Origin of the sequence: Bacillus sp. JCM 19034 (assembly GCF_001310635.1) — a bacterium.
GTDB lineage: Bacteria > Bacillota > Bacilli > Bacillales > Bacillaceae_D > Halalkalibacter.
Map to the genome: position 1 here is coordinate 1 of NZ_BAXR01000003.1, position 25,229 is coordinate 25,229.

26 protein-coding genes, 15 tRNA genes and 7 pseudogenes are annotated in these 25,229 nt (G+C 37.7%); 41 read left to right on the forward strand and 7 right to left on the reverse strand.

From position 1 onward, the window contains the following. Positions 1 to 12 precede the first annotated feature (12 nt). From JCM19034_RS06080 to JCM19034_RS06150, 15 genes are all read left to right on the forward strand, one after another. Positions 13 to 88: transfer RNA gene (locus tag JCM19034_RS06080), tRNA-Ala, on the forward strand. Positions 89 to 114: 26 nt separating this feature from the next. Beyond that, a tRNA-Ser gene (locus JCM19034_RS06085) sits at positions 115 to 207 on the forward strand. Positions 208 to 307: 100 nt separating this feature from the next. Further along, positions 308 to 381, forward strand: a tRNA-Met gene (locus JCM19034_RS06090). An 8-nt stretch (positions 382 to 389) separates the two neighbouring features. Next, positions 390 to 466, forward strand: a tRNA-Asp gene (locus JCM19034_RS06095). Between the two features lie 16 nt (positions 467 to 482). Further along, positions 483 to 567: transfer RNA gene (locus JCM19034_RS06100), tRNA-Tyr, on the forward strand. A gap of 6 nt (positions 568 to 573) precedes the next feature. Continuing rightward, positions 574 to 649: transfer RNA gene (locus tag JCM19034_RS06105), tRNA-His, on the forward strand. A gap of 5 nt (positions 650 to 654) precedes the next feature. Then, positions 655 to 729 (forward strand) — tRNA-Gln (locus JCM19034_RS06110). 3 nt (positions 730 to 732) lie between these two features. Then, positions 733 to 804: transfer RNA gene (locus tag JCM19034_RS06115), tRNA-Gly, on the forward strand. Between the two features lie 53 nt (positions 805 to 857). Next, a tRNA-Gly gene (locus JCM19034_RS06120) sits at positions 858 to 928 on the forward strand. Between the two features lie 11 nt (positions 929 to 939). Continuing rightward, positions 940 to 1,013: transfer RNA gene (locus tag JCM19034_RS06125), tRNA-Ile, on the forward strand. Between the two features lie 4 nt (positions 1,014 to 1,017). Beyond that, positions 1,018 to 1,089: transfer RNA gene (locus JCM19034_RS06130), tRNA-Asn, on the forward strand. Between the two features lie 4 nt (positions 1,090 to 1,093). Beyond that, positions 1,094 to 1,183, forward strand: a tRNA-Ser gene (locus tag JCM19034_RS06135). Positions 1,184 to 1,195: 12 nt separating this feature from the next. After that, a tRNA-Glu gene (locus JCM19034_RS06140) sits at positions 1,196 to 1,270 on the forward strand. Between the two features lie 13 nt (positions 1,271 to 1,283). After that, a tRNA-Lys gene (locus tag JCM19034_RS06145) sits at positions 1,284 to 1,357 on the forward strand. Between the two features lie 19 nt (positions 1,358 to 1,376). Next, positions 1,377 to 1,458 (forward strand) — tRNA-Leu (locus JCM19034_RS06150). A 171-nt stretch (positions 1,459 to 1,629) separates the two neighbouring features. Here JCM19034_RS06150 and yidD read toward each other — a convergent pair. Then, positions 1,630 to 1,857: a membrane protein insertion efficiency factor YidD gene (yidD, locus tag JCM19034_RS06155; protein WP_062048149.1), complete on the reverse strand. Its 228-nt coding sequence runs from the start codon at positions 1,855 to 1,857 to the stop codon at positions 1,630 to 1,632. A gap of 164 nt (positions 1,858 to 2,021) precedes the next feature. On the opposite strand from yidD, the gene comGC reads away from it, so the two are divergent. The 9 genes from comGC to JCM19034_RS06190 all read left to right on the forward strand — a co-directional run bounded on the left by comGC (position 2,022) and on the right by JCM19034_RS06190 (position 5,056). Continuing rightward, entirely contained in the window at positions 2,022 to 2,336 is a 315-nt protein-coding gene (gene comGC, locus JCM19034_RS06160) for a competence type IV pilus major pilin ComGC (RefSeq protein WP_370621828.1), read from the forward strand. Further along, on the forward strand, positions 2,336 to 2,770 hold the full coding sequence (gene comGD, locus JCM19034_RS06165; RefSeq protein WP_062048153.1) for a competence type IV pilus minor pilin ComGD: 435 nt from the start codon (positions 2,336 to 2,338) through the stop codon (positions 2,768 to 2,770). The genes comGC and comGD overlap by 1 nt, the downstream gene beginning before the upstream one ends. 22 nt (positions 2,771 to 2,792) lie before the next feature. After that, positions 2,793 to 3,080, forward strand: a complete 288-nt coding sequence (locus tag JCM19034_RS06170) for a hypothetical protein (RefSeq protein WP_062048155.1) — start codon at positions 2,793 to 2,795, stop codon at positions 3,078 to 3,080. Continuing rightward, positions 3,064 to 3,297 carry a prepilin-type N-terminal cleavage/methylation domain-containing protein gene (locus JCM19034_RS06175; protein ID WP_062048157.1) on the forward strand — a complete coding sequence of 78 codons (234 nt, stop codon included), beginning with the start codon at positions 3,064 to 3,066 and terminating at the stop codon, positions 3,295 to 3,297. Before JCM19034_RS06170 ends, JCM19034_RS06175 begins: the two co-directional genes overlap by 17 nt. Before the next feature lie 40 nt (positions 3,298 to 3,337). Beyond that, positions 3,338 to 3,508 (forward strand): ComGF family competence protein, encoded by a 171-nt coding sequence (locus JCM19034_RS20880; protein WP_231686868.1) that lies wholly within the window; start codon positions 3,338 to 3,340, stop codon positions 3,506 to 3,508. Further along, positions 3,501 to 3,890, forward strand: a complete 390-nt coding sequence (gene comGG, locus JCM19034_RS06180) for a competence type IV pilus minor pilin ComGG (protein WP_062048158.1) — start codon at positions 3,501 to 3,503, stop codon at positions 3,888 to 3,890. Before JCM19034_RS20880 ends, comGG begins: the two co-directional genes overlap by 8 nt. Continuing rightward, positions 3,880 to 4,386, forward strand: coding sequence for a shikimate kinase (locus JCM19034_RS06185; protein ID WP_370621829.1), 507 nt, complete (start codon positions 3,880 to 3,882; stop codon positions 4,384 to 4,386). Before comGG ends, JCM19034_RS06185 begins: the two co-directional genes overlap by 11 nt. A gap of 89 nt (positions 4,387 to 4,475) precedes the next feature. Beyond that, positions 4,476 to 4,631 carry a YqzE family protein gene (locus JCM19034_RS21625; protein WP_156323903.1) on the forward strand — a complete coding sequence of 52 codons (156 nt, stop codon included), beginning with the start codon at positions 4,476 to 4,478 and terminating at the stop codon, positions 4,629 to 4,631. A gap of 182 nt (positions 4,632 to 4,813) precedes the next feature. Next, positions 4,814 to 5,056, forward strand: coding sequence for a DUF2626 domain-containing protein (locus tag JCM19034_RS06190; RefSeq protein ID WP_062048161.1), 243 nt, complete (start codon positions 4,814 to 4,816; stop codon positions 5,054 to 5,056). 80 nt (positions 5,057 to 5,136) lie between these two features. Here JCM19034_RS06190 and JCM19034_RS06195 read toward each other — a convergent pair whose 3' ends face one another. Further along, a complete protein-coding gene (locus JCM19034_RS06195; RefSeq protein WP_062048162.1) occupies positions 5,137 to 5,772 on the reverse strand; it encodes an MBL fold metallo-hydrolase in 636 nt (211 codons plus the stop codon). 224 nt (positions 5,773 to 5,996) lie between these two features. On the opposite strand from JCM19034_RS06195, the gene JCM19034_RS06200 reads away from it, so the two are divergent. Further along, positions 5,997 to 6,182 carry a DUF2759 domain-containing protein gene (locus tag JCM19034_RS06200; RefSeq protein ID WP_062048163.1) on the forward strand — a complete coding sequence of 62 codons (186 nt, stop codon included), beginning with the start codon at positions 5,997 to 5,999 and terminating at the stop codon, positions 6,180 to 6,182. Between the two features lie 82 nt (positions 6,183 to 6,264). Here JCM19034_RS06200 and JCM19034_RS06205 read toward each other — a convergent pair whose 3' ends face one another. Beyond that, positions 6,265 to 7,059 carry a YqhG family protein gene (locus JCM19034_RS06205; protein ID WP_062048165.1) on the reverse strand — a complete coding sequence of 265 codons (795 nt, stop codon included), beginning with the start codon at positions 7,057 to 7,059 and terminating at the stop codon, positions 6,265 to 6,267. Then, positions 7,037 to 8,704, reverse strand: coding sequence for a DEAD/DEAH box helicase (locus JCM19034_RS06210; protein ID WP_062048166.1), 1,668 nt, complete (start codon positions 8,702 to 8,704; stop codon positions 7,037 to 7,039). Before JCM19034_RS06210 ends, JCM19034_RS06205 begins: the two co-directional genes overlap by 23 nt. Before the next feature lie 256 nt (positions 8,705 to 8,960). Between JCM19034_RS06210 and JCM19034_RS06215 the strand changes: the two genes are divergently transcribed. Beyond that, entirely contained in the window at positions 8,961 to 9,977 is a 1,017-nt protein-coding gene (locus JCM19034_RS06215; protein WP_062048167.1) for an LCP family protein, read from the forward strand. 86 nt (positions 9,978 to 10,063) lie between these two features. On the opposite strand, the pseudogene JCM19034_RS06220 reads toward JCM19034_RS06215, so the two are convergent. After that, positions 10,064 to 10,449 (reverse strand): annotated as a pseudogene (locus tag JCM19034_RS06220) (rhodanese-like domain-containing protein). Between the two features lie 213 nt (positions 10,450 to 10,662). Between JCM19034_RS06220 and JCM19034_RS24660 the strand changes: the two are divergent. Next, positions 10,663 to 11,495 (forward strand): annotated as a pseudogene (locus JCM19034_RS24660) (biotin/lipoate A/B protein ligase family protein). Between the two features lie 107 nt (positions 11,496 to 11,602). Here JCM19034_RS24660 and dat read toward each other — a convergent pair. Then, positions 11,603 to 12,432 (reverse strand): annotated as a pseudogene (gene dat, locus JCM19034_RS06230) (D-amino-acid transaminase). Between the two features lie 381 nt (positions 12,433 to 12,813). Between dat and JCM19034_RS06235 the strand changes: the two are divergent. The 4 genes and pseudogenes from JCM19034_RS06235 to JCM19034_RS06250 all read left to right on the forward strand — a co-directional run bounded on the left by JCM19034_RS06235 (position 12,814) and on the right by JCM19034_RS06250 (position 18,284). Next, positions 12,814 to 15,371 (forward strand): annotated as a pseudogene (locus JCM19034_RS06235) (vitamin B12-dependent ribonucleotide reductase). A 287-nt stretch (positions 15,372 to 15,658) separates the two neighbouring features. After that, the gene (splB, locus tag JCM19034_RS06240) at positions 15,659 to 16,684 is read left to right on the forward strand and encodes a spore photoproduct lyase (RefSeq protein WP_062048169.1); all 1,026 of its coding nucleotides are present in this window, start codon (positions 15,659 to 15,661) and stop codon (positions 16,682 to 16,684) included. Positions 16,685 to 16,822: 138 nt separating this feature from the next. After that, a pseudogene (gene mntR, locus JCM19034_RS06245) lies at positions 16,823 to 17,240 on the forward strand (transcriptional regulator MntR). 147 nt (positions 17,241 to 17,387) lie between these two features. Next, entirely contained in the window at positions 17,388 to 18,284 is an 897-nt protein-coding gene (locus tag JCM19034_RS06250) for a patatin-like phospholipase family protein (protein ID WP_062048171.1), read from the forward strand. A gap of 114 nt (positions 18,285 to 18,398) precedes the next feature. On the opposite strand, the gene JCM19034_RS06255 is transcribed toward JCM19034_RS06250, so the two are convergent. Further along, a complete protein-coding gene (locus tag JCM19034_RS06255) occupies positions 18,399 to 18,782 on the reverse strand; it encodes a hypothetical protein (protein ID WP_062048172.1) in 384 nt (127 codons plus the stop codon). Positions 18,783 to 18,981: 199 nt separating this feature from the next. Between JCM19034_RS06255 and JCM19034_RS06260 the strand changes: the two genes are divergently transcribed. From JCM19034_RS06260 to spoIIIAD, 10 genes and pseudogenes are all read left to right on the forward strand, one after another. Further along, entirely contained in the window at positions 18,982 to 19,449 is a 468-nt protein-coding gene (locus JCM19034_RS06260; protein ID WP_062048174.1) for a YqhR family membrane protein, read from the forward strand. A 67-nt stretch (positions 19,450 to 19,516) separates the two neighbouring features. Beyond that, positions 19,517 to 19,954, forward strand: coding sequence for a type II 3-dehydroquinate dehydratase (aroQ, locus tag JCM19034_RS06265; protein ID WP_062048177.1), 438 nt, complete (start codon positions 19,517 to 19,519; stop codon positions 19,952 to 19,954). Further along, a complete protein-coding gene (locus JCM19034_RS06270; protein WP_062048179.1) occupies positions 19,951 to 21,021 on the forward strand; it encodes a Xaa-Pro peptidase family protein in 1,071 nt (356 codons plus the stop codon). Before aroQ ends, JCM19034_RS06270 begins: the two co-directional genes overlap by 4 nt. Before the next feature lie 89 nt (positions 21,022 to 21,110). Next, entirely contained in the window at positions 21,111 to 21,668 is a 558-nt protein-coding gene (gene efp / locus JCM19034_RS06275) for an elongation factor P (RefSeq protein ID WP_062048182.1), read from the forward strand. A 374-nt stretch (positions 21,669 to 22,042) separates the two neighbouring features. Continuing rightward, positions 22,043 to 22,448 (forward strand): annotated as a pseudogene (locus JCM19034_RS21630) (transposase); the annotation flags it as partial. A 410-nt stretch (positions 22,449 to 22,858) separates the two neighbouring features. Further along, positions 22,859 to 23,140, forward strand: coding sequence for a DUF2619 domain-containing protein (locus tag JCM19034_RS06285; protein ID WP_062048186.1), 282 nt, complete (start codon positions 22,859 to 22,861; stop codon positions 23,138 to 23,140). A 19-nt stretch (positions 23,141 to 23,159) separates the two neighbouring features. Beyond that, positions 23,160 to 24,089 (forward strand): stage III sporulation protein AA, encoded by a 930-nt coding sequence (spoIIIAA, locus tag JCM19034_RS06290; protein ID WP_062048773.1) that lies wholly within the window; start codon positions 23,160 to 23,162, stop codon positions 24,087 to 24,089. After that, complete coding sequence (spoIIIAB, locus tag JCM19034_RS06295) at positions 24,086 to 24,598, forward strand: stage III sporulation protein SpoIIIAB (protein WP_197276356.1); 513 nt, start codon at positions 24,086 to 24,088, stop codon at positions 24,596 to 24,598. The genes spoIIIAA and spoIIIAB overlap by 4 nt, the downstream gene beginning before the upstream one ends. Positions 24,599 to 24,613: 15 nt before the next feature. Beyond that, positions 24,614 to 24,820: a stage III sporulation protein AC gene (spoIIIAC, locus tag JCM19034_RS06300; RefSeq protein WP_148296518.1), complete on the forward strand. Its 207-nt coding sequence runs from the start codon at positions 24,614 to 24,616 to the stop codon at positions 24,818 to 24,820. 11 nt (positions 24,821 to 24,831) lie between these two features. Next, positions 24,832 to 25,220: pseudogene (spoIIIAD, locus tag JCM19034_RS06305) on the forward strand (stage III sporulation protein AD). Positions 25,221 to 25,229: the final 9 nt, after the last annotated feature.

Here is a 25,229-nt window from a genome sequence, read left to right on the forward strand (position 1 = left end):
ATAATGAGTAAAGGGGCCTTAGCTCAGCTGGGAGAGCGCCTGCTTTGCACGCAGGAGGTCAGCGGTTCGATCCCGCTAGGCTCCACCAATTTTTGGCTTGATGTTTTAATACACGGAGGAATACCCAAGTCTGGCTGAAGGGATCGGTCTTGAAAACCGACAGGCGGGTTAAACCGCGCGGGGGTTCGAATCCCTCTTCCTCCGCCATTTTCAACGAGTAACACTGACGCATGATAACGTCATTGAATAAACGAGAAGAGGAGATGTCCTCTACTTATAAAAAACATCATCTATTACTATGTAACGTCGCGGGGTGGAGCAGTCTGGTAGCTCGTCGGGCTCATAACCCGAAGGTCGATGGTTCAAATCCATCCCCCGCAATACCATTAGGTCCGGTAGTTCAGTTGGTTAGAATGCCTGCCTGTCACGCAGGAGGTCGCGGGTTCGAGTCCCGTCCGGACCGCCACTTTTTAATATAATATGGAGGGGTAGCGAAGTGGCTAAACGCGGCGGACTGTAAATCCGCTCCCTAAGGGTTCGGCGGTTCGAATCCGTCCCCCTCCACCATTTTTGGCGGTTGTGGCGAAGTGGTTAACGCATCGGATTGTGATTCCGACATTCGTGGGTTCAATTCCCATCAGCCGCCCCATATAATGGGCTATCGCCAAGCGGTAAGGCAACGGATTTTGATTCCGTCATGCGTAGGTTCGAATCCTGCTAGCCCAGCCATTTGCGGAAGTAGTTCAGTGGTAGAACACCACCTTGCCAAGGTGGGGGTCGCGAGTTCGAATCTCGTCTTCCGCTTATTCTAATCTTTGATCGTAAGGTTAGGGATTATGGGAAAAGTAAATCCTCATGCGGGTGTAGTTTAGTGGTAAAACCTCAGCCTTCCAAGCTGATGTCGTGAGTTCGATTCTCATCACCCGCTTTTGTTACTGTGGGCCTGTAGCTCAGCTGGTTAGAGCGCACGCCTGATAAGCGTGAGGTCGGTGGTTCGAGTCCACTCAGGCCCATCTTTCCACAGTAGCTCAGTGGTAGAGCTATCGGCTGTTAACCGATCGGTCGTAGGTTCGAATCCTACCTGTGGAGTCATGGAGAAGTACCCAAGTGGCTGAAGGGCGCCCCTGCTAAGGGTGTAGGTCGTTTACGCGGCGCGAGGGTTCAAATCCCTCCTTCTCCGCCAGTTATTTAGATTGGCCCGTTGGTCAAGCGGTTAAGACACCGCCCTTTCACGGCGGTAACACGGGTTCGAATCCCGTACGGGTCACCATTTTAATAAAGTGTGAGCCATTAGCTCAGTTGGTAGAGCATCTGACTTTTAATCAGAGGGTCGAAGGTTCGAGTCCTTCATGCTCATCTTTTGAATTTAATATTTTGCGGGTGTGGCGGAATTGGCAGACGCGCTAGACTTAGGATCTAGTGCCTTCGGGCGTGGGGGTTCGACTCCCTTCACCCGCATATAACACACAAAAAACACAAAGGAATCATTCCTTTGTGTTTTTTGTGTGTACAAACACGTTCACGGCAAATAACGATTTAATGATTAGTAAAGTAATTTGAGATATTGTAGTAGTCGGTAAATACTTTTAAAATCTATCTAAATGAAACGACTATTTTCTCTAATTATACTTATGTTTTTTCTTCCTTTTCAGGCACAGGGTCAATTCCTCCGGGGTGAAAAGGATGGCATTTGCTAATGCGTTTTATTGTTAACCATGTACCCTTTATGGCACCAAAGCGTTTGATTGCCTCTAATCCGTAGTGTGAACACGTCGGATAAAAACGACATGTAGGAGGTTTTAAAGGTGAAATAAAACGTTGATACCCGCGAATGATTAAGATTAATAGTTTTTTCATTACAATCTCCTAAATAAAATATTTATAAAATCATTGCAGGAATGAATGGATTGATGTCAAATAATGTATTATCAAATTAGAAAGGAGGAAGTATTTAAAAGCCCCAAACCAATCCCCATATCCCTTCTTTATCCTCACTCAAAATTCCTTCAAAACTTTAAGAGGTGATCACATTGAAAAAGGCAAATCAACAAGGTTTTACATTAGTTGAGATGTTAGTTGTGTTAATGATTATTTCATTATTACTTTTGTTGGTTGTACCTAATCTTACTAAAAATAACGATATTGCTCAAGAAACTAGCTGTGAAGCAACGGTTAAGCTTGTACAAGCACAAGTGTATGCATATTTTGTAGAAACGGGTCAAACGTTAAGTAATTTAGAGACATTAGTTGAAGAAAAGTATATTGATACGATCGAATGTCCAAATAAAACAAAGCTTACGCTTGATTTAGCAACACAAATCGTTTCTGTTGAATAATGGGTCAAAAAAATGGATTTACGTTAGTAGAAGTGTTAATGGTGCTTTCAATGCTTTCCCTTCTAGTAGTGATACCCCTACTCATCTTTCCAACAATGAACAATAATTCTTTCCATTCAGATGTAATAGCTAGACAAATTAAAGATGATCTTTTATTTGCTCAGCAAACGGCCATGTCTCAAAGTAGACAAACATATATTAGGTTTAGTCAGAATTCCTATCGAGTTCAATACTCAGTAACAGATATTATTATAGAAAGAGAAAATATCCCTCACCTTCAAGCACGTTCAAGCTCGCTTCCCCTATATTCGATATCATTTACTCCTTCTGGACATCCGACTCATTCAGGTCACTTTTTTGTTACTATTGGCGAACAAACATATCGGTATACTATTTATTTAGGAAAAGGGATGATTTCATATTCAAAACAATAAAGGTTTCACGTTAGTTGAGGTCATGTTTGCCTTAAGCTGTTTCGTGGTGATTGTGACTGTATTACTTCCTATTATGACATTCATTCAGCAAGAATATAGTGCCAATCGTCAAGAAAGAGAAGTGCTTTATCAATTAGAGAATTTAATGCATTATTATATGTTAACTGGAGATGTAAATGAGACAGCTGATAGGAGTGATGTTTCCTATTATGTTGAGCAGGTGAGCGAACAATTGATAAGGGTTTGTGCGAGTTGGCAAGCGGTTAATGAGAGGGAATATGAGCATTGCTTTTATGTCACAGAGAAATAGTGGTTTTACTTTTTTCGAAATGCTTATCGTTATTACCGTTTTATTTGTGATTGTAACACTTATCCCAATGATTATGAAACAAGCAATTAATAACGTTAAATTTGATGTTGTTTCAGATCAAGAAGTGACCGTTTTTTTTCAGTATTTAGCCCGTGATATGAGAGAGGCGAAGCAGTATGAATTAGATGGAAATGCTATTTTGCTAAAAAAAAGGTAATCAAGATGAGATACGATATCAAATATGGAATAAGTCACAAATAAGGAGAACGGTAAACGGTTTAGGGCACGTCCTAATGTTGGAAGGTGTTCAAGCATTTCTTTGTGAGCAAGAGGACTTACTAATGCGTTGTCATATTGAGTTGCAAAATGGCCGATTATTTGATAGAACGATGATTCAAATGGAAGAGAGTGCAAAGCAAAATGAATGAACGGGGTTATGCTTATCCAATTGTGTTAATGTGTTGTTTTATGATAACGGCCATTGCACTTTTTCAAATTCAACAATATGTAACAGATAAACAGTTACTTAAAGGACAAGTCCAACAAATGAAGTTAGATTCACTAATACATTTAGCATATTCCGATGTGAAAGGAAAATTGGCTCAAGATGGAGAATTAGAACAAAATTTGACCTTTTCATATGAGGGAGGGGAGGTTACACTAGCATTTAGAGCAGAATATGATTATCTGCAACAGTTTACGATGATTGCTAGGCTTCATTCTGGAGAAATGAGACGTGCGTGGATTTACATTCATTATCATGAACTACGGATAGAGAGGTATGAGGAGGGTTCAATGGGTGGAATATAAAATGATTTATTTAATCGGGTTTATGGGGTCAGGTAAAACGACAGTTGGTGCAGCATTAAGGGAACAAATAGCGGCAAATGTAGTTGATACGGATCAATGGATTGAAAAGAGGGAAGGTCGTACGGTTAAAGAAATTTTTGCTGAAAAAGGAGAGGCTTATTTTCGCAATTTAGAAACAGAGGCACTGAAGGAAATTAAGGATAATCATTTGATTGTTACAACAGGGGGTGGAATTGTTAGTCGTAAAGAAAATAGAGATTTGATGAAGGATAGCGGTAAAGTGATTTATTTGGAATGTCAAATCGAGGAGTTACTAAGACGGTTGAAAGACGATGCCTCTAGGCCTTTACTACAAGATCAAGATCAAGAAAAAATTGTTGAATTGTTTTATTCACGTAAAGTCTTTTATGAAGAAGCTGATCTTACAATTGATACGACAAAAAAAGGAATAGAAGAAATTGTTTCAATAATCGATAAGTGGCTTAAAAAGTTCTAAATTGGTTATACTACTTGTAATATAAAAGAGGTGATGTACATGTCGATCAATGATTATGTCAAATACCTAACACAGCAAGTAGTAGAAAAATGAATCGACCAAGCGAAGTGAGACGCATGGAGAAAGAGGAACGAAAAAACAATCGTCCTCCTCTTTCTTCTCATTTGTTTGGGATGTTACCATTCGCTTTATCGATGTATATAAAAAAAGAGAAAAAAAATGATCAGGTTGGACAATTAAAGTAAAAGTCGTTTTCGTTCAGTGTTTTATTAGAATAACTATTTAGCTTTTTCTTATATGACACAGTTTTGACAATGATGAAGCATTTACAAGAAACCGAACTATGTATATAATGATCATGTATTCATTATCGGTATGTTGCCATTTTGACAGAAACTGTAACTTATATGTGGAGGAGGGATAAAGGATGGATCGTATGTATCGAGTCCTTGCATTTTGGACAGGGATTTTTTCTGTACTGTTTTTTGTAGGTGATATGTTTAACATGGCATTGTTGTTTTTTGCACAAACAGGTGCTTTAGTTGCATTAAGTTATTTAAATTTATCAGAACGTGTCTATATATATATATTCGGTGCCTACTGTACAATTTTCTTTATTGGGTTCACGGTGTATTCAACATTTTTACTAGTTCCAAGCTTTGGTCATTAATGCTAGTACATACAAGAGACAAGCGAAGACAGACGTTATACGTTTGCCTTCGCTTTTTCTTTGAAGGAAGAGGGGGATGTCTAGAACCCAGATAAGAAAGGATTATGGTCCATTTCTTGACCAATGGTCGTTGGTCTACCATGGCCACATGCGACGACCGTCTCTTCTGGCAAGTCAAGTAGCTTTGTATGGATTGATTTTAATAATTGTTCGTGGTTTCCACCTGGTAAGTCAGTTCGACCAATACTTTGTTCAAATAATACATCTCCTGAAAAAATAATGGACTCATCCTTCATGTAATACGAGACACTGCCAGGAGAATGCCCAGGTGTTTCTAAGATTTCAAATGTAAATGAATGAATGGTTAAGGATTTTTCCGAATTAATCAAAAAATCCGCATCTTGAATCACAATAGGGTTATCGCTCATAAAGCGTTGGGAGCCATTTAATGTAGAATCTCCGAGCCAATGGCCTTCTAGGTGGTGAATGTGTGTAGGACAAGAAAATGCTCTCCTAACATCATCAACAGCCCCGATATGGTCAAAATGAGCATGTGTTAATAAAATAGCAAGGGGTTGCAATGATTCTTGTTTGAGCCATTCAACAAGCTGTGGACCATCGCCACCAGGGTCAATGATAATCGCTTCATGTTCGTCATTTTGAATAACATAGGCATTTGTTTGTAATGGTCCTAAAGGTATCTGCGTCCATTTCATATAATAACAATCCTCCAATTTTTATGTTGATCTTATCATACATGAACAATAGCATCTCGACAAACGTAAAAAATAAGAGTAAAATGATTTAAAGAAGTGTAATCTAAAAAGGAAAATCAAGTTGTACTAAATTTGTCAAAAATATAAAAGGTAACAGCTTTGATATTTCCTATAATAGAAAATAAGTACGATTCGTTTTGGAATTACATAAGGAGGGAAATCCGTTGTTTTTATCAATTACATTTTTAATTATTGCACTAATATGTGCTGTAGCTATCTTCCGTGAAATGCGTAGAGCGAACTTTTTTGCGGTTGGATTTGCAGGAATTTCATTTGTTGTTTTTGGGTGGTTTGCAATTGCAACGATCGTAGAATATATCCGTACTGGTGGAGGCGGCGTTCCACACTAATTGGAGAATTAAGTGAGTCAGGGGTGTGCTCTTGACTCACTTTTTTATTTCATGTAAGGAGCTTGTGTAATACGAATGCAACTTAAAATACTTGTTGTGTTAAGTAAAAAATCCCACCGTTGATAATAGACACATCAACTTTCGGTTTGTATTGCTCTTCTAATGCTTTTCTTTCGATTTCATAGGCTTCAGGCTTCTCGTCATAATCCTCATAAAAGGCCTCAAGCAATGTTAAATCATTCTCCCATCTTTGGATTGCTTCCTTTGCCCATCGATCATCTTCATTCTCAATAAACGTTTGAATCATTTTTTGAATGCGAATGAGACCACTCCGAGGTGTAATGAGTGGTGTTAATGTAAAACAATAATCTGGAATAGTTGGTGTTAGTGATTTTTGCTTTAATTGTTGAAAAAACTGAGGGACAATTTGTCCGTGAATAAGATTGAGTCCGAGCGATAGAAATACATCCTTTTTACGGTCACATTGAAAGGAAACTTTCGCGTTAACACATAACCAAGGATGTAATGATTGCGATTGTGCCTCAGACGTCTCAGTATGTTCGTATAATCGAATAAATGCTCCTAATTCTTGAGTTGCTTGAAAGATTTGTTTAAGTCTTGGTGAACCAAAATAAACTGGTTCCCCTTTTATATCGTCTGGTGCTTCCTTTGAATCAGTAATAAAAGTGATTTTCATTGGTTGTGGAACTGCACCAGTCTTTTCTAGATAGTGCCAATAAAAAGGGCGATTCATTAAACGTTTATCAAGGCCAATAGAAAGTTGGACAGTCATGAAGCCTGTCCGGTTTTCTATTAATTCACTATCATTTGCTTGGAAGAATCGCTCTAAAAAATTATGAACTTGAGACTGTTGCATCAATATCACCTTCTTCTCCGTTTGCTTCTTTCATAATCGCAGCTAAATGATCGAATTTAATCCGCATCTCACCTTCATTTTCAGATGTTAAAAGAATATCTTGAACGTGTTCTTCGACATTTGTTAATTCAATCTTTGTTAAAATAGCGTCTAATTCGCCAATAACTGCTTCAAATAAATGAATTTTCTCGTACAACAACTTTAAGATATGTTGTTCTACTGTGTCTTTAACTGCAAAGTTATAAATGTGTACATCCTCCTGTTGACCTAGTCGATGGATTCGACCAATCCTTTGCTCAATCCGCATAGGATTCCAAGGGAGGTCATAGTTAATCATATGACTACAAAATTGTAAGTTAATTCCCTCTCCGCCAGCTTCAGTTGCAATAAGAACTTTCGCGTGTTGCTGAAAGAGCTGCTTCATCCAATCTTTTTTTCCACGCTTAAATCCACCGCGAAACGGGACTGAAGAAATACCATTTTGTTTTAAGTACCATTGTAAATAAAGCTGAGTGGCACGATACTCAGTGAAAATGATCACTTTCCCATCGATCGATTGGATTAGTTCTAGCGCCTTCTCGGCTTTAGCATGTCCTTCTACTTGACCTATATCTTCTAAAAGTGTTTTAGCTAATACAGCTTCTTTCCCGTTCTCTTTAGCACGCTCGACGATGTTTTTTAACGTCATAAAGGCAGCTTCACGACTGCTGCATATTTCTCGTTTTAGTGTCAATAAACCAAAATGATTAACCTCGCCTGCTAGCTGTTCGATACGGTTATAGAATGCTCGTTCAGAAGGGCTAAACTCTATATCAATCGTTTTGACGATGCGTTTCGTCCATTCAATTCCGGTTTCTTCTCGGCGATTTCGAACCATTACCTTATTCACAAGCTCTTTTAATTTTTCTTCATTTCGCGGTGAACGTTTAGAAGAACGAAATTCTTTTTCAAACGAAGAGCTAGCACCTAGATGCCCTGGTTTCAACAATGATACAAGATTAAAGATCTCTTCTAATTTATTTTGTACAGGTGTAGCAGTTAATAGTAAGCAGAATTTTTTCTTTAAACGTTTAACAAATTCATAGTTTTTCGTTTTAGGATTTTTTAATTTGTGTGCTTCATCTATTATGACAAGATCGTACGGCTGATTCATGACAATATCGTAGTGCGGTTGGCGTTTGGCTGTATCGATTGAAGCAACTACAATGTCACATTGCTCCCAAACGTATGCTTTTTTTTGGGCTACTGCAGGGATTTGGAATTTTGAGTTTAATTCTATTGCCCATTGAGAAACGAGTGAAGCCGGTGCTAAAATAAGAGCTTTTTTGACAAGTCCACGTATTAAATATTCCTTTAATATAAGTCCTGCTTCTATCGTTTTTCCTAAACCAACTTCATCAGCTAAAATAGCCTTCCCATTCATTTCTTCCACTACACGATTTGCTACTTCAATTTGGTGAGCATAAAGGGAAAGGTTTGGTAAATGATTAGGAGCAACTAAACCATGAAACTCTGGGATAATCTGATTTTCTTCTGCTTCATAGGCTAGTTTAAAAAGCTCCCAATTAGCCCATGGGCCATCCTGATCAATTCGATCAAGAAAACCTTCATTCCAATTTTGATCAAAATGAATATCGATATTCATCAACGATCATCCTTTCTTGTTGCATCAGAATTTATAAACGATTAAGAAGCAGCCTATTTGAAAAATACTATTACATCGTTTTACAAACTCTTAATAAATATAAATGTATATTGATAGTATGCACGATTGTCGAAATGTTATAAGTGATTTGTAATAACTTTGTAATTAGGAATTTCTATATAAATTGCGTCGAAATATGATATGATAAGAAAATGATTAAAATAATAAATGTAAAATTAAAGAAGGACGGAATGTAATGAAGAGGAGAGAAGTTCATAGGTCGAAAAAAAGGAAAAAATGGGTGTTACGAATATTTATTTTGTTAATGCTTATTTTTCTTTGTGTGGCAGGCTATATTTATGTCGAATATTACCGAAGTATGAAAGCAAGTGAAGCAGAGTTAGGTATTACGGAAGAGAAAGAGCCAGAAGAGTTTAATGGAGCAGTTCCTAATGAATTAGGCAAAGTCAATATTCTATTATTAGGAATTGATGAATCAGACCCAAATGCACCAGCCAGAACAGATACGATAATGGTTGCACAGTTTGACCCTAAAGAAAATACAGCAAAACTAATTTCAATTATGCGTGATATTTATGTTGAGATACCTGGTTATCGAAATTATAAAGTGAATACGGCATATTTTTTAGGTGGTGCCGAGCTTTTGCGAGAGACATTAGGTCATAATTTCGGAATTGATCTTCATTATTATGCTCTTGTCGATTTTACTGGATTTGAAGCAGCAGTTGATGCCCTTGCACCAAATGGAATTGAAATTGATGTAGAACGAGATATGTCCGAGAAAATTGGTGTTGAGTTAGAACAAGGTCATCAAACCTTGAACGGAAAGGAATTGCTAGGCTATGCGAGATTCCGTGCCGATGAGGAAGGAGATTTTGGACGAGTTCGTAGACAACAGCAAGTGTTAACTGCATTAAAGGATGAAATTTTTAGTTTTGAAGGAATTACGAACTTACCTAGCGTTGTTGGTACGGTGCAACCTTATATTAAAACGAATCTACGTAATCGTGAAATATTAGGGCTATTATCAGATTTCGTTTTGAATCCACCTGATGAAATTGAAACATTACGTATACCATTGGATGATACGTATGTAGACAATTATTATAGCCATGCAGGAGCTGTGTTGGAGCCTGACTTTGAGCAAAATCGTCAAGCAATCGCCAAATTTTTAGGTGAGGAGCAAGATTCATCTTTTGGAACAACAGACGATTTTCAACCTGAAGAAGAGCAAGTGGAGCAAAGCTTTTAGATGCAAGAAAAACGTATAAATTATTTCTTCTATAGATAGTGTCAGCAATTCGTATCCAAAAAAGAAACAACGTTAGGATTACATCCTTAACGTTGTTTCTTTTTAACTTTTCCAGTCCATTTTTTAAAGCCACCCTTTAGGTGGTATAAGTCTTCGACGCCGTGTTTCTTTTTTAAAATTTGTGATGCCTGTTTGCATCGAGCACCGGACTGACAATATAGATAAACGGTTGGTCCTTTCTAATTTCATTTAAGCGTTGACGTAGCTGTGACATCGGAATGTTTCTCGCACCAAGTATATGGCCGCCTTCATATTCACGAGTCTCTCTAACATCAATCAATTGGGCTTTGCGATAGCCTTTAATAAAGTCTTCCTGTGATAATGGAGTTAAATATTTAGGTGTGTGAATAAAGCGAAAATAAATGGTTAAACCAAGAAGCATTAGTAAGATAATTAATAATATTAGATCCATAAAAACGTGACACTCCTTTTGTCTGCTGATTTCATAGTGAGTTCGTATACACAACCATAAATTATGATAGCTTGTTACATGCTCGTACCTATTATATCGACCTATGTTCTGTTTCGCAATCCTTGAGGGTACTAGATAAGTCAGGCAAATAGATTTTTTAAATAAGCTTTGGTAGAATTGAAGCAGTTTATATAAGGAAAGAAGAGATGTGTCATGAAAGAAACTTGGAGATTCATTGATTCGGGTAATTGCCCGCCGTCTTATAATATGGCATTAGATGAAGCGTTATTAGAATGGCATAGCAAAGGATTCATCCCTCCGACCATTCGTTTTTACGGCTGGAATCCAGCAACATTGTCAGTCGGTTATTTTCAAAAGGTGAAAAAAGAAATTAATATGGCCAAGGTTAAGGAATACGGATTAGGGTTTGTTCGTAGACCTACTGGTGGACGCGGTGTTTTACACGATCAAGAATTAACGTATAGTGTAATCGTATCTGAAGAGCACCCTGCTATGCCAGAGTCAGTGACAGAGGCGTATCGTGTCATCTCAGCTGGGATATTAGAAGGATTTAAGTATGTCGGGCTTGATGCTTATTTTGCGATTCCACGTACCGATGAGGAAAAGCTAGCGTTAAAAATCCACGCTCTGCTGTTTGTTTTGATGCTCCTTCGTGGTACGAACTAGTTGTTGAAGGACGAAAAGTAGCAGGTAGTGCCCAAACACGACAAAAAGGAGTTATTTTACAACATGGCTCGATTATTTTAGATATAGATGAGGATAAGCTATTTGACCTTTTTCTCTACTCAAGCGATAGAGTGCGTGAAAGAATGCAACGAAATTTTAAAAAGAAAGCTGTAGCGATAAATGCTCTTAAAGAGACACCTATTTCTTTAGAGGAGGCAAAGGAAGCCTTTAAAATAGGATTCGAAAGGGGATTAGACATTCAGCTTGAACCTTATACGCTAACGGCAGAGGAAAATGCCTATGTACAGAAAATCGCTTCTGAACGATATGAGCTCGATGAGTGGAATTACCGAAAATAAGTTACGGTTGATCGTGCTTTTTCCAAAGTGAATCTAGCAGTTATTCTTACACGATTATTGAAATAGAGTGTGCAAAGGTCTTTATTTCTTTTGCACACTCTGTATATTTAGTAGCATTGAAATAATTGCTGTAATTTTTTTGTGACAGGTCCGATTGGTAGTCTTATGTTCATGTCCCCTTTTACTTCTGTAATAGGTAAAATTTCGACCATTGTGCTTGTTAAAAAGGCTTCATCAGTATGTTCTAAGACCTCATAAGGAAATGGTTCTTCAATTACTTTAAAACCATTATCTTTCGCTATTTGAATAACAATTTGACGTGTAATGCCATTTAAGATATGATTTGTTGCTGGGTGTGTATAAAGAACCTCGTTATTAACTAAAAAATGTTCGAAGACGATCCTTCTGTTAAAATTGTATCGCGATGGAGGATTGCTTCATCACAATGATGATCAGCCGCATTCCGCTTAGCTAGCACGTTACCTAATAGGTTAATGGTTTTTATGTCACACCGTAACCAACGTATATCTGGTTCTAACCATACTGTGGCATGTTCGTTTATCGTTTTAGGTAGTGGTTGGCAAAAAGCGGTCATTACAGGTGTTGTTTCTCTTGAATAGAGATGATTTCTTGGTTCACAGCCCCTAGTTATTTGTATGTATAAGCTACCGTTTACTAGTTTATTTTTCTCAATAAGTGCTAGCATACTTTCTTTTATTTTCTCGAGACTTTTAGGTAGAGGCAAATCAAGCTTTTTGGCACTTTCTTTTAAACGATTCAGATGCTCGTCTAGAGCGAAAGGTTCGGTGTTGTAAATTCGAATAACTTCATAAATTCCATCGCCGAAATAATAACCACGATCATCAAGTGGGATACTTGCTTCTGCTTTTTTACGATAGAATCTTGCAAGAGTATATAATCCATTGTATACCTCCAAACGTAGTGATTTACATACTTACTAGATTATAAGAGCTTCACCATTAATAAGAACAAAAAAAGTTTTTTTTGTCAATTTTAAAGTAGTGATGCCTGTAAGTAGTAACAGGACTGGGATCGACTGATTTTATTTACATGCAACAAATAAAATAGTGCAAATTTCTTTATTTTCCTTATAATATGGCTCGAAAACTATCTAGTTCTCGAATTTCTTTGCTTTTTTAAAGTTGACAAACAGATGCTGGGTTGTTCCATATAACTATATATGGTGTATTGTTTAGAAATATGAACACAATATATTGATTAAACTAGGTAAGTTGTGGTAAGCTAACCGAAGAATTTAAAAAGGATCATTTTTGATGATGAAGGAGAGGAAAATTGAATGGCTATGACGATGTCAAATGTGATGCGTCTTGATATAGAGCGCTTGAATAAAGATATTGAGTTGTTCCCGCAAGTACATCCGATTACGGAAGACATGACGATGACGAAGAAGGGTGTTTCTCGTCTAGTTATGCTCGATCGTTATACATTTAAGGATACGGAAAAAAAGACATTAAAGGATGGAGACTTCGTTGTCTTAACCGTAAAGGACGATCCAAAGTTTCCTGCTAGAGGATATGGTTTTGTCCTTGAGGTAAATCGTGCTGATAATCAAGCGAAGGTGTTAGTGGACGAAGAGTTTCGTGGCGTATTAGAAGGGGAAGAAGCGGAATCGGGCATTGTATACCGTTCGCTTGATACGATTGAGAAACCATTAGAAATTTATTATGAGCAAATTGCCAAACGTAATGCGACTGGACTAGCTTCAGTAGAAATAACAGAGGAAAAACAGCAGGAGTCCTTTGAACGATTTTATAAACAATTAGTATCATTGAACTTTATCCCTGCTGGACGTGTTCTATATGGTGCTGGTGCAGAAACAGATGTTACATATTTTAATTGTTATGTAATGCCATATGTAAAGGATTCTCGTGAAGGGATTTCAGAGCATCGAAAGCAAGTTATGGAAATTATGAGTCGAGGTGGTGGTGTTGGAACAAATGGCTCAACGCTACGCCCACGTAATACGTTAGCTCGTGGAGTAAATGGAAAATCATCTGGTTCTGTATCTTGGCTCGATGATATTGCTAAGTTAACGCATTTAGTAGAGCAAGGTGGTTCTCGTCGAGGTGCCCAAATGATTATGCTTTCTGATTGGCACCCAGATATTATGGAATTTATTATTTCAAAAATGCAAAATCCACGCATATTACGTTTTCTATTAGAAAATACAGATGATATACAAATTCAAAAGCTCGTAAAAGATAAATTGAAGTTCACACCATTGTCAGAAGTTGAAGAAGCGATGTATCAAGGCATCGTAAACTTTAAGGCAATTGATGGACAAGGTGGCTTTGATCCTAAAGTGATTAAAGAAGCAGAAGAGAAGCTGCACACTGGCGGAACGTATAGTGTAAATAATTCTGAATTTTTAACAGGTGCTAATATATCTGTTTGCTTAACGAAGGAATTTATGTCAGCGGTAGAAAATGATGAAGAGTATACATTACGATTCCCTGATGTAGAAAATTATACAGAAGAAGAGATGAAAGCTTATAATGAAAAATGGCATGAAATTGGTGATGTTCGTGAGTGGGAAGAGCTTGGTTATCGAGTTCGTACGTACCGTATAATCCGAGCAAAGGAGCTTTGGAAGCTAATTAATATTTGTGCGACGTATAGTGCAGAGCCTGGAATCTTCTTTATTGATAATGCTAACGATAAAACAAATGCGAAAGCTTATGGTCAGAAAGTTGTTGCGACTAATCCATGTGGAGAACAACCATTAGCACCGTATTCGGTTTGTAATTTAGCTGCTATTAATTTAGCTGAGATGGCAAACAAAAATACAAAAGAAGTTGATTTTGCAAAGCTTAAGGAAACAGTTGAAGTTGGTGTACGCATGCAAGATAATGTCATTGATGCGACCCCATATTTTCTCAAAGAAAATACGAAGCAAGCAAAAGGAGAGCGTCGTGTTGGCCTTGGTGTCATGGGACTTCATGATCTACTCATTTATTGTGAGACGGTTTACGGTTCGGAAGAAGGAAATAAACTTATTGATCAAATTTTTGAAACGATCGCAACGACAGCTTATCGCACTAGTATCGAACTTGCAAAAGAAAAAGGAAGCTTTCCGTTTTTAGTAGGGGAAAACGATAAAGAGACGAAGCAGCTTCGCCAAGCGTTTATTGATACTGGCTATATGAAGGAAATGCCAGAGGATATTCGTCAAGGTGTGTTAGAGTATGGAATTCGAAACTCGCACTTATTAACCGTAGCTCCTACAGGAAGCACAGGAACGATGGTCGGAGTATCAACTGGACTTGAGCCATACTTTTCTTTCTCTTATTTCCGAAGTGGACGGCTTGGGAAATTCATTGAGGTAAAAGCAGGAATTGTCGAAGAGTATTTACAGATGAATCCGGATGTAGATCCAAACAATTTACCTGAATGGTTTGTATCAACGATGGAATTACCTCCTGAGGCACATGCTGATGTACAATGTGTCATCCAACGTTGGTTGATAGCTCTTTATCAAAAACAGTAAATGCACCACGTGGCTATACGGTAGAGCAAGTTCAAGCTGTTTATGAGCGGCTATATAGTGGTGGGGCAAAAGGCGGTACTGTTTATGTTGATGGAAGCCGTGACACCCAAGTCCTTTCGTTAAAAGCGGAAGAAAATACGTTTGATGATGATGCTGTAGAAGAAAACACGGAGCAGGAGAATAAAGTTGTTCTTGTTAACACGATTAATGATGTTCGTTCAACGAATGTCACATATGGATCAGAGGTTGGGAACACGTGCCCTGTATGTCGTGAAGGACAAGTAGAAGATATTGGTGGATGTAATACGTGTACAAGCTGTGGTGCACAATTGAAGTGTGGTTTGTAATAAACGATAATAGCCTGAAGATACGATATTTTAAATAATATGAAGAAATACCTCTGTGGACATGATTATTGTCTGTAGAGGTGTTTTTTATTGCCTAAAAGGAACTAGAACACGTAATTTTTTGTGAAGTTCAGGAGGGTTCCTTAGGAGGTGTACGCATATTCGCCATAGCGGTATCGCCTCGGTACACTTTTTGGAGAAAGAATAATAATTTTCCCAGTATTTGTAATGGCTGAAAGGAGCGGATAGGACCAAACTACAAATAAAAAAGAAAAGAGGAACATGTTATGAAGCCATTTCAGCCACAGCTCATTTATATTGAGCCACGTGCACTTGAATATCCATTGGGAAGGCAATTATTGGAGAAATTTAAAAAGCAAGGCCTTGAAATACGTGAGACAACCTCTCATAACCAAGTACGTAATATCCCTGGAAAAAATGAATTACAGCAATATCGAAACGCTAAATCAACATTAGTCATTGGAGTAAGAAAAACGTTAAAGTTTGATACGTCTAAGCCCTCTGCAGAATACGCCATTCCACTTGCAACTGGTTGTATGGGACATTGTCACTATTGTTATTTACAAACTACTCTAGGAAGTAAACCATATATTCGTACGTATGTAAATATTGATGAGATTTTTGACGCAGCAGATCAATATATAAAAGAACGTGCACCAGAGATCACGCGTTTTGAAGCAGCGTGTACATCGGACATCGTAGGCATTGATCATTTAACTCATACGTTAAAGAAAACGATTGAACATATTGGCCAAACGGATCATGGTCTGCTTCGTTTTGTAACTAAATACCATCATGTTGATCACTTATTAGATGCTAATCATAATGGGAAAACACGCTTTCGATTTAGTGTTAATTCTGATTTTGTCATAAAAAAATATGAGCCTGGAACTTCTTCATTTTTAGAAAGAATTGAAGCGGCAAGTAAAGTGGCTAAAGCAGACTATCCATTAGGTTTTATTATTGCTCCACTTATTTTACATGAGAATTGGAAGGAAGGTTATTTAGATTTATTTGAACGACTCGAAGCCATCTTACCTCCCTATGCTACGAAGGATTTAACGTTTGAACTCATCCAGCATCGATTCACAAAAACAGCCAAAAACGTCATTAAAAAACGTTACCCTAAAACAACATTAGAAATGAATGAAGAGGAACGTAAATATAAATGGGGCCGATACGGTCGTGGGAAATATGTTTATAAAAATGAAAATGCACAAGAGTTAAAAGAGACACTTGAAATGTATGTCCAACGTTTTTTCCCAAAAGCAAAAGTAGAGTATTTTACTTAATTCATCACTATCCATTGTCCTACTTCACTTATTTGTGTAAAATAAGAGTGTTATACTGCAATGATGTTTGCATTTATTTACTTGAATGTTGCGTGTGCTAACGGTGTGAACATTGCATAGAAAATTGGAGGGGACACAATGCCAACACCTAGTATGGAAGATTATTTAGAAAGAATATATATATTAATTGAAGATAAAGGGTACGCACGAGTGTCCGATATTGCAGAGGCATTGGAGGTTCATCCTTCGTCTGTAACAAAAATGGTACAAAAATTAGATAAAAAGTGATTACTTAATTTATGAACGATATCGTGGGTTAGTGTTAACCAATAAAGGCAGGAAAGTTGGTAAGCGTCTCGTATATCGCCACGAGCTCTTAGAAAATTTCATGCGCATCATTGGTGTAGATGATGAATTCATTTACCAAAACGTTGAAGGTATTGAACACCATTTGAGTTGGGAAGCAATTGATCGCATTGGAGATCTCGTTCAATATTTTGAAGAAGATCAAAAACGTTTAGATGAATTAAAAGTGATTCAGCGTCAAAATCAGTAAGGTAATAATACTTTAGATTTTTTTCTTTAAATAAGGTGATTGCATGACCTGCTAACACCTTTTTTATTTTAAAATGAAATTTATTATACGAATCAAGCACCATTTATCTAAAATCGAACATAGTCTTTATTAGGAGGCGATGTGAAGGTGAAGGTAGATGGTGTTTTTGCTGGAGGCGGTGTTAAAGCCTTTTCGTTCATCGGAGCATTACGGGTAATGGAGGAAAAGGGATTTGCATTTGATCGTGTTGCAGGGACTAGTGCTGGTTCAATCATTGCAGCACTTGTAAAGGCTGGATACACAAGTGAAGATTTACATGTCTTGTTAGATGAATTAGATGTGGAGTCATTTAAAGATGAACGGATTTCATTATTACCATTTCCGATTGCAAAGTGGATTCATTTATATTTTAAGTTTGGGCTTTACCGCGGCGATGCCTTAGAAAAATGGTTAAAAAAAGCTTTAGAGAAAAAAGGGATAAGGACATTTGCTGATTTACCACCAAACTCTTTGAAAGTGGTAGCGTCAGATTTAACTAGAGGGAGAATGCTCGTTTTGCCTGATGATTTAATGCAATATGGGGTCATTCCGGAGAAATTTTCAGTAGCGAGAGCGGTTCGGATGAGTTGCAGTATTCCGTTCTTTTTTGAACCAGTGAAATTGTATAGCCGAGGTAGTAGCCGAAAACCTTCCTATATTGTCGATGGAGGAATATTAAGCAACTTTCCGATTTGGTTATTTCGGAATGGAAAATTAAAGATGTATCGCAAACCGGTTATCGGTTTTCAATTAACACCGAAAATAAGTGAACTTCCTAGGAATAAAATGAAGAATGCAATTGATATGTATCGAGCGCTATTTGAGACAATGAGTAATGCACATGACTTACGCTATATTGATGAAGAGCATGCTAAAAATATTGTATTTATTCCCGTATTAGATATTAAAGCAACGGACTTCGAATTAACAGAGGAGCAAAAAAAAGAACTGATTACATTAGGTCGGAAGGAGACAGAAGAGTTTTTACGTGATTGGAGTTATTGAATCTAAAAATTATAACATTTCCACCTACTATGAGCGAATCAACTCATAGTAGGCTTTTTTAATGAAATCGTACATACATTAAGATACATTAAGTAAATTGGGTCTGTTTTTTCTCTAAAAGAGAGCACGATTTTTTTTCTTGTTTTTCTTTCCCTCAATAACCTTGAAATTATGATCTGTTCGTTTTTTACGAATGAGTGATTCAGTTTTTGATTTTGTATTAATTGGTTGAATATTCGTATTTCGTTTTGTTGGTCGATTATGATGTCTACTAGTCTTTTTCGCTTTACGAATTTGACTTCTAGTTGGCCCCGTTCTTTTCGGAAAAAGTGGTATTCCATAACGTTTAGACATAACGAATCGATAAACGAGAAAAATTAGCCCAACGATTACAACGATCCATAATAATTGTTGAAGTAAGGCGATCGGATTAAAAAGAAGTCCAATAACCGCAAAGACTAAGACTACAGGTAGCACAAATTTCATTATGGAATTCATTTCATCCACCTCCAAACGGATAATAATGTATGATTTAACGTTGTAAACGTAATCTCTTTATTCTATATCTTACTCTGATAATCCTCTTTTTTGCAATATGAACATCTAGTTGACAATATACCCGAATCAAATGAAGTTTAATCATTATAGAATGTGAACTAACATATTTGGGACATACTATTAACCGGAGGTGCTGTACATGGAAAAACAAGTAGTTGATCAACAAATGTCATATGCAGCTAAGGTGGCTTTAATTGGTTTTTTCGGTGGTTTAATTTGGTCCCTAGTAGGGTATTTTGCCTTTTATTTTAAGTTTATTCGTGTAGGGCCAGCTTTAGCACTCATGCCGTTTGTTTTAGGTGATTGGAAAGATACGTATATTGGGCAGTTAGTTGGTATTGGTGTTATCTCCGTTATATCGATCGGAGTAGCCTATCTTTATAAGCTTCTATTGCAGAAGGTTAATAGTATGTGGGCTGGGGTAGCGTATGGCTTAGTATTATGGGGGATTGTTTTCTTTTTACTCAATCCTATTTTCCCGGGATTAAAGTCGGTTCCGAACCTTGACCTTAATACAATTATTACGTCGGTTTGTTTATATGTTCTATATGGTACGTTTATCGGTTATTCTATATCGTTTCAATATGTAGAAGAAAAACTAAAATAAGACAAGGTAGGATTCCCCAGAAATTATGGTACAATACGAATAAGTTCGTAGAGAGGGGAGAATCCTTTTGAGATCAATTTATGTGATTAATGGACCTAATTTAAATCGTTTAGGTTTACGTGAGCCTGACGTATACGGTCATGATACGTTAGCTGATTTAGAAAATTTTATAGAAAACGTAGGAAAACAGCATCAATGTGAAGTGTTATGTTTTCAATCAAACGAGGAAGGCCAAATGATTGATTGGATTCATGAGGCTGGAGATAAAGGTGCAGGTATTATCATTAATCCGGGTGCGTATACTCATTACAGTTATGCGATTCGTGATGCAATCGCTAGTGTATCCGTACCAATTATAGAAGTACACATTTCGAATGTGCATGCTAGAGAATCGTTTCGACATCATTCGGTTACAGCAGCAGTTACAAAAGGTCAAATAGTTGGCTTAGGGTTTAAAGGGTATGAATTAGCATTATTAGCTTTATTGGAAGGTGAGGATTTATGAACCGAATAGAGTTGTTACGAGAGAAATTAAAGGAGCATGATATCGACGCATTGCTCATAACAAGTTCCTATAACAGACGTTATATTGCAAATTTTACTGGTACAGCTGGTGTTGTGCTAATCACAAATAAGGAAGCACTATTCATTACAGACTTTCGTTATATTGAACAGGCCAAAGAGCAGGCACAAGGATTTGAAATTGTTGAGCATACGGGACTAATCTTTCATGAGGTTGCCAAGCAATGTAATCAATACAATGTGAAGAAACTCGGCTTTGAACAAGCACATGTTACATATGAATATTATCAGCTAATTAAGCAAGCTTTAGAAGAAACAACGCTTGTACCGGTTAGTGGATTAGTTGAAGAGTTACGATTAATAAAAGATGCAAACGAAATAGAGAAAGTTCAGGCGGCGGCACAAATTGCTGATGCTGCTTTTGATCATATTCTTTCTTATATTCGCCCTGGTATAAAAGAGATTGATGTAGCGAACGAACTTGAATTTTTTATGCGAAAAGAAGGTGCAACTAGTTCATCCTTTGATATTATTGTAGCTTCAGGCTATCGCTCTGCACTACCACACGGTGTTGCAAGTGAAAAAGTGATTGAGAAAGGTGAACTTGTTACACTTGATTTTGGTGCATTGCTGAATGGCTATTGTTCAGATATTACGCGGACAGTCGCTGTCGGTGAGGTGACAGACCAGTTAAAGGAAATTTATCAGACTGTACTTCAAGCTCAATTAAGAGGAATGGAAGGGATTAAACCTGGTTTAACAGGAAAAGAAGCTGATGCATTAACACGTGATTATATAGAGGATAAAGGTTTTGGTGCCTACTTCGGTCATTCGACTGGTCATGGTTTAGGCATGGAAGTTCATGAGGAACCTCGTTTATCCAAACTTTCAAAAACTGTGTTAAAGCCAGGAATGATTGTAACGGTTGAACCCGGTATTTATATTACTGGTGTTGGTGGGACTCGAATTGAAGATGACACATTAATTACAGCAGATGGAAATCGTTCTTTTACTTATTCACCAAAGGAATTATTGTACGTTGGTGAATAATTGAAAAATGACAGAGAAAGTTTTACCAAGCTGTGGTATAGTAGATAACGTTATAATATGTCAAAGCTCGGAATATGGAGGATAATCAAATGATATCAGTAAATGACTTTAAAACGGGATTAACAATTGAAGTGGATGGTGGAATTTGGCAAGTAATTGAATTCCAACACGTAAAGCCGGGAAAAGGAGCAGCTTTCGTTCGTTCAAAGCTACGTAACTTACGTACAGGTGCGATCCAAGAAAAAACATTCCGTGCGGGTGAGAAAGTTTCAAAAGCACATATTGAAAACCGTCGTATGCAATATTTATATGCAAGTGGCGATATGCATGCGTTTATGGATAACGAAACATATGAACAAATTGAGCTTTCAACTACACAAATTGAACATGAGCTTCAATTTTTGAAGGAAAATATGGAGGTTCAAATTATAAGTTACCAGGGTGAAACGCTGGGTGTTGAAGTTCCGAATACAGTTGAATTAGAAGTAACAGAAACAGAACCAGGTATTAAAGGGGACACAGCTTCAGGTGGTACGAAACCAGCGACTCTTGAAACAGGATTAACAGTACAAGTACCTTTCTTTGTAAATCAAGGTGATGTGCTTATTATTGACACACGTTCAAGTGCATATGTATCACGTGCATAGTTGAATTCATACAAAATAACTATAGGAATCCGAAATGGTTAATAACCTTTTCGGGTTTTTTTTAATAAGTTTGGAAAACCCCCTGCTATGCCGGGGGTTCAGAGAGTTATAGCGTGGTATTAAAAAACATCACTTCATGGTAGAATAAGTTGGTTTCCCGACCACTTCATCTCACCATAAAGGATGTATGCCCTGTAAAGGACATGAATAAATTAGCACACACAACATGGAATTGTAAGTACCTCATATTGATAGGAAATCATCCTCCGACCACGCTACCGGGATGGGGGGCACGCTTTGGGCAGGAGGGCGTTGAACTAACCGGCACGCCGGTGGATTTCAACCTGCCCTCCCCTCCCGTCCGCTGGATAGTGATGTGTTTGAACAAATCTGCCTTACACCAAAGCACCAAGAGTAAAAATCATCAAAAGCTAGTTCTACGGCACATTTGGCAAGATGCTTTGGATGAACCGAACATCTACGATACAGATATAAATAAACAGATTTATGCAAAGCGTAAAGAAACAATTGAACACGTCTTTGCCGATCTGAAACAAAAGCATGGTTTGCGTTGGACCAACCAGAAAGGGTTGGAAAAAATTCAGTGCAAGCGATGCTTGTTTTTGCTGCCATGAACCTAAAAAAATTAGCCAACTGGCACTGGAGAAACACACATCCTCCAGTGTCACCAACAGAAAATAGAAGAAATAACGTAAAACGCTTTTGAGAATCAACTTCTCAAAGGCGTTTTGTCTACGGTCTGAAGAGGATGGGACATAACAAAAGTGTTTAGCTGAGAATCCGAACAATTTAAAAACGTAGCGGATGAAATATACGTAGACTCCTGCGGGATGGAAAGTAAAGGTGAGACCCCGCAGTGCGTAGCACGAGGAGCTCGCCAGCTTCCCGCGGAAAGCGAAGTGTATTTCAGGAGCGGTGAATGTGCTCCACCCTGTATTTGTTCGGATTCTCATTTATTAAAATACTTTTTGTCCCAACCTCTTTGATTTATTGGTTGAAAAGAATGGAAACCAATTTTCCCTTACCTTACCTTCGCAATTGATTTTCATAAATGACGATAAACGTATATGAAAAGATCTGTTTATAAAATCTTTAAAGGGAAGAAATAAGGTTCTTAATTTCACCTTTATCACATAGGTTGTACAAAGTGAGTGTATTGGGGTGGCAGGATGAAAACATGGTTTTTTTCTATTGAGATAGCATTATTAATAATGGTTGGCTTACGAGTGGTATCAGGTTTAATTGAATTAACAGCAGCAATGCTAATGATGCGCTTTAATAGTGTCGAAAAAGCAATTGCAATAAATGCAGCATTAGCAATAATTGGACCAACAGTTTTAGTTCTATCGATTACGATTGGTTTAATTGGGATGAAAGATCAGCTTTCTTTCATGAAAATTGCATTTATTGCATCAGGCGTATCGCTCATTTTAGTTGGTCTTTCAAAATAAGAAAGGAGGAGAAGACATGATCCACGAAATTCATCCTATTTTACCTGATTCGATAAAACAATTGCTTAAGCAACTGGATCAAACGGTTTTCTCAAAAATAGAAGAAATACGCTTACGAGTCCATAAACCATTAGAGGTAATTGCAGCTGGGCTTCCTCATTACCCTCGCTATAGAGGTGATGTTTATGTTGTAACACGAGAGGAGGCCAAGTATGTGCTCAATCAACTAAGTCAATATTCAATTTACGCCTTTGAAGAAGAGCTACGTCGTGGCTTTATAACGATAAAAGGTGGTCATAGGGTTGGTTTGGCGGGGAAAGTTATTTTAGAAAAAGGTCATGTAAAAACGTTACGAGATATAAGCTCATTTAACATACGGATCGCAAGACAAGCTATTGGTTCAGCAGAGCCTTTAGTATCAAAGATCTATGAAGGACGCTGGTGTAATACGCTTTTAATCGGACCACCACAAACAGGAAAAACGACACTATTGCGAGATTTAGCACGAATTGTTAGCAAAGGATTTGATAAGAGAAAAATACCAGCATTAAAGGTTGGGATAGTCGATGAGCGCTCTGAAATTGCAGCAAGCTTACACGGTGTTCCTCAACTAGAGCTAGGTGCACGTGTTGATGTGTTAGACGGTTGTCCGAAGGCTGAAGGAATGATGATGCTTATACGTTCGATGAGTCCAGATGTTCTCATCGTTGATGAAATTGGAAGAAAAGAAGATGTGTTAGCCGTTCAAGAGGCACTTCATGCAGGTGTAAAAGTAATGACAACGGCACACGGGTATTCACTAGAAGAGATTGAGAAACGTCCGTCGTTAAAGCCATTATTTGAAATGAATGCCTTTGAGCGTTGTATAGAATTAACTCGAACCCATAAGCCAGGTGTAATAAGAAGAATTAGAAACCAGGATAAGAAAGATTTGGTGACCGTGTCGTGAAACTATTAGGTTCTCTGATGATCATTATCGTGACAACGTGGATTGGATTTGAATATGCCAAACGTTTAAGTGACCGGCCAAAACAATTAAGACAATTAAAGGTTGCCGTTCAATCGTTGGAAGCGGAAATGATGTATGGCCTTACACCTCTAGCAGAAGCTGCAGATCACATTGCGAAACAACTTCCGAAGCCGGTAAGCACGCTTTTCCAACGTTTTTCTGAAAAGCTTTTTGAGAAGGAGTGCAGTGCTTTTGAAGCTTGGCAAGCTAGCATTAAAGATGTATGGAATACAACTGCTCTATTAGATAGTGAGCGTGAAGTGATGCTGCAGTTTGGTTCAACACTTGGCCAACACGACCTTGAGCAACAGCAAAAGCAAATTCATTTAACATTAGCACATTTGGCAAGAGAGGAACAGGAAGCAAGAGAGAAGCAGCATCGTTATGAAAAGATGGTGAAAAGCTTAGGCTTCTTAGCTGGGTTATTGGTCGTCATCTTATTGGTGTAAGGAGGAGGAGAGGTTGTGATGTATGATGTGAACACCATCTTTCAAATTGCGGGAATTGGCATCGTCGTCGCGATGATTCACACGGTCTTAAAGCAGATGGGAAAAGAAGATTGGGCACATTGGGTGACATTAATAGGTTTTGTTGTTGTATTGTATATGGTCGCAACGATCGTTGATGATTTATTCCAAAAAATTAGAGGCGTGTTTTTGTTTCAAGGGTGAGGTGAGTAGCGATTGATATTATTCAAATTGTTGGGTTAGGTTTAATCGCAACCTTCCTAGCCTAGTAGTCAAAGAGCAAAAGCCGATGTTTGCCTTTATGCTGACGGTATTTGTAGGTGTATTAATCTTTTTATTTCTTATCGATGAGGTTGTCAAAATCATTGATATGCTAGAAGGTATAGCCGAGCGTGCGGATCTCAATATGATGTACTTACAGACGATTTTAAAGATTATTGGGATCGCCTATATTGCCGAGTTTGGGGCACAGATTGCAAAAGACGCTGGACAAGCTGCTATAGCTTCTAAAATTGAACTAGCTGGGAAAATCTTGATACTTGTCCTTGCGATTCCTATTTTAACAGCTGTGATTGAAATGGTGTTGTCATTATTGCCAACCTAAAAAGAAGGT

Excerpts from the sequence above, each read along its gene's own strand:
- yidD (WP_062048149.1), bottom strand. The coding sequence starts at position 1,857 with ATGAAAAAACTATTAATCTTAATCATTCGCGGGTATCAACGTTTTATT.
- comGD (WP_062048153.1), top strand. The coding sequence starts at position 2,336 with ATGGGTCAAAAAAATGGATTTACGTTAGTAGAAGTGTTAATGGTGCTT.
- JCM19034_RS06170 (WP_062048155.1), top strand. The coding sequence starts at position 2,793 with ATGTTTGCCTTAAGCTGTTTCGTGGTGATTGTGACTGTATTACTTCCT.
- JCM19034_RS06175 (WP_062048157.1), top strand. The coding sequence starts at position 3,064 with ATGTCACAGAGAAATAGTGGTTTTACTTTTTTCGAAATGCTTATCGTT.
- comGG (WP_062048158.1), top strand. The coding sequence starts at position 3,501 with ATGAATGAACGGGGTTATGCTTATCCAATTGTGTTAATGTGTTGTTTT.
- JCM19034_RS21625 (WP_156323903.1), top strand. The coding sequence starts at position 4,476 with ATGAATCGACCAAGCGAAGTGAGACGCATGGAGAAAGAGGAACGAAAA.
- JCM19034_RS06190 (WP_062048161.1), top strand. The coding sequence starts at position 4,814 with ATGGATCGTATGTATCGAGTCCTTGCATTTTGGACAGGGATTTTTTCT.
- JCM19034_RS06195 (WP_062048162.1), bottom strand. The coding sequence starts at position 5,772 with ATGAAATGGACGCAGATACCTTTAGGACCATTACAAACAAATGCCTAT.
- JCM19034_RS06205 (WP_062048165.1), bottom strand. The coding sequence starts at position 7,059 with ATGCAACAGTCTCAAGTTCATAATTTTTTAGAGCGATTCTTCCAAGCA.
- JCM19034_RS06210 (WP_062048166.1), bottom strand. The coding sequence starts at position 8,704 with ATGAATATCGATATTCATTTTGATCAAAATTGGAATGAAGGTTTTCTT.
- JCM19034_RS06215 (WP_062048167.1), top strand. The coding sequence starts at position 8,961 with ATGAAGAGGAGAGAAGTTCATAGGTCGAAAAAAAGGAAAAAATGGGTG.
- splB (WP_062048169.1), top strand. The coding sequence starts at position 15,659 with ATGAAGCCATTTCAGCCACAGCTCATTTATATTGAGCCACGTGCACTT.
- JCM19034_RS06255 (WP_062048172.1), bottom strand. The coding sequence starts at position 18,782 with ATGAATTCCATAATGAAATTTGTGCTACCTGTAGTCTTAGTCTTTGCG.
- JCM19034_RS06260 (WP_062048174.1), top strand. The coding sequence starts at position 18,982 with ATGGAAAAACAAGTAGTTGATCAACAAATGTCATATGCAGCTAAGGTG.
- JCM19034_RS06270 (WP_062048179.1), top strand. The coding sequence starts at position 19,951 with ATGAACCGAATAGAGTTGTTACGAGAGAAATTAAAGGAGCATGATATC.
- efp (WP_062048182.1), top strand. The coding sequence starts at position 21,111 with ATGATATCAGTAAATGACTTTAAAACGGGATTAACAATTGAAGTGGAT.
- JCM19034_RS06285 (WP_062048186.1), top strand. The coding sequence starts at position 22,859 with ATGAAAACATGGTTTTTTTCTATTGAGATAGCATTATTAATAATGGTT.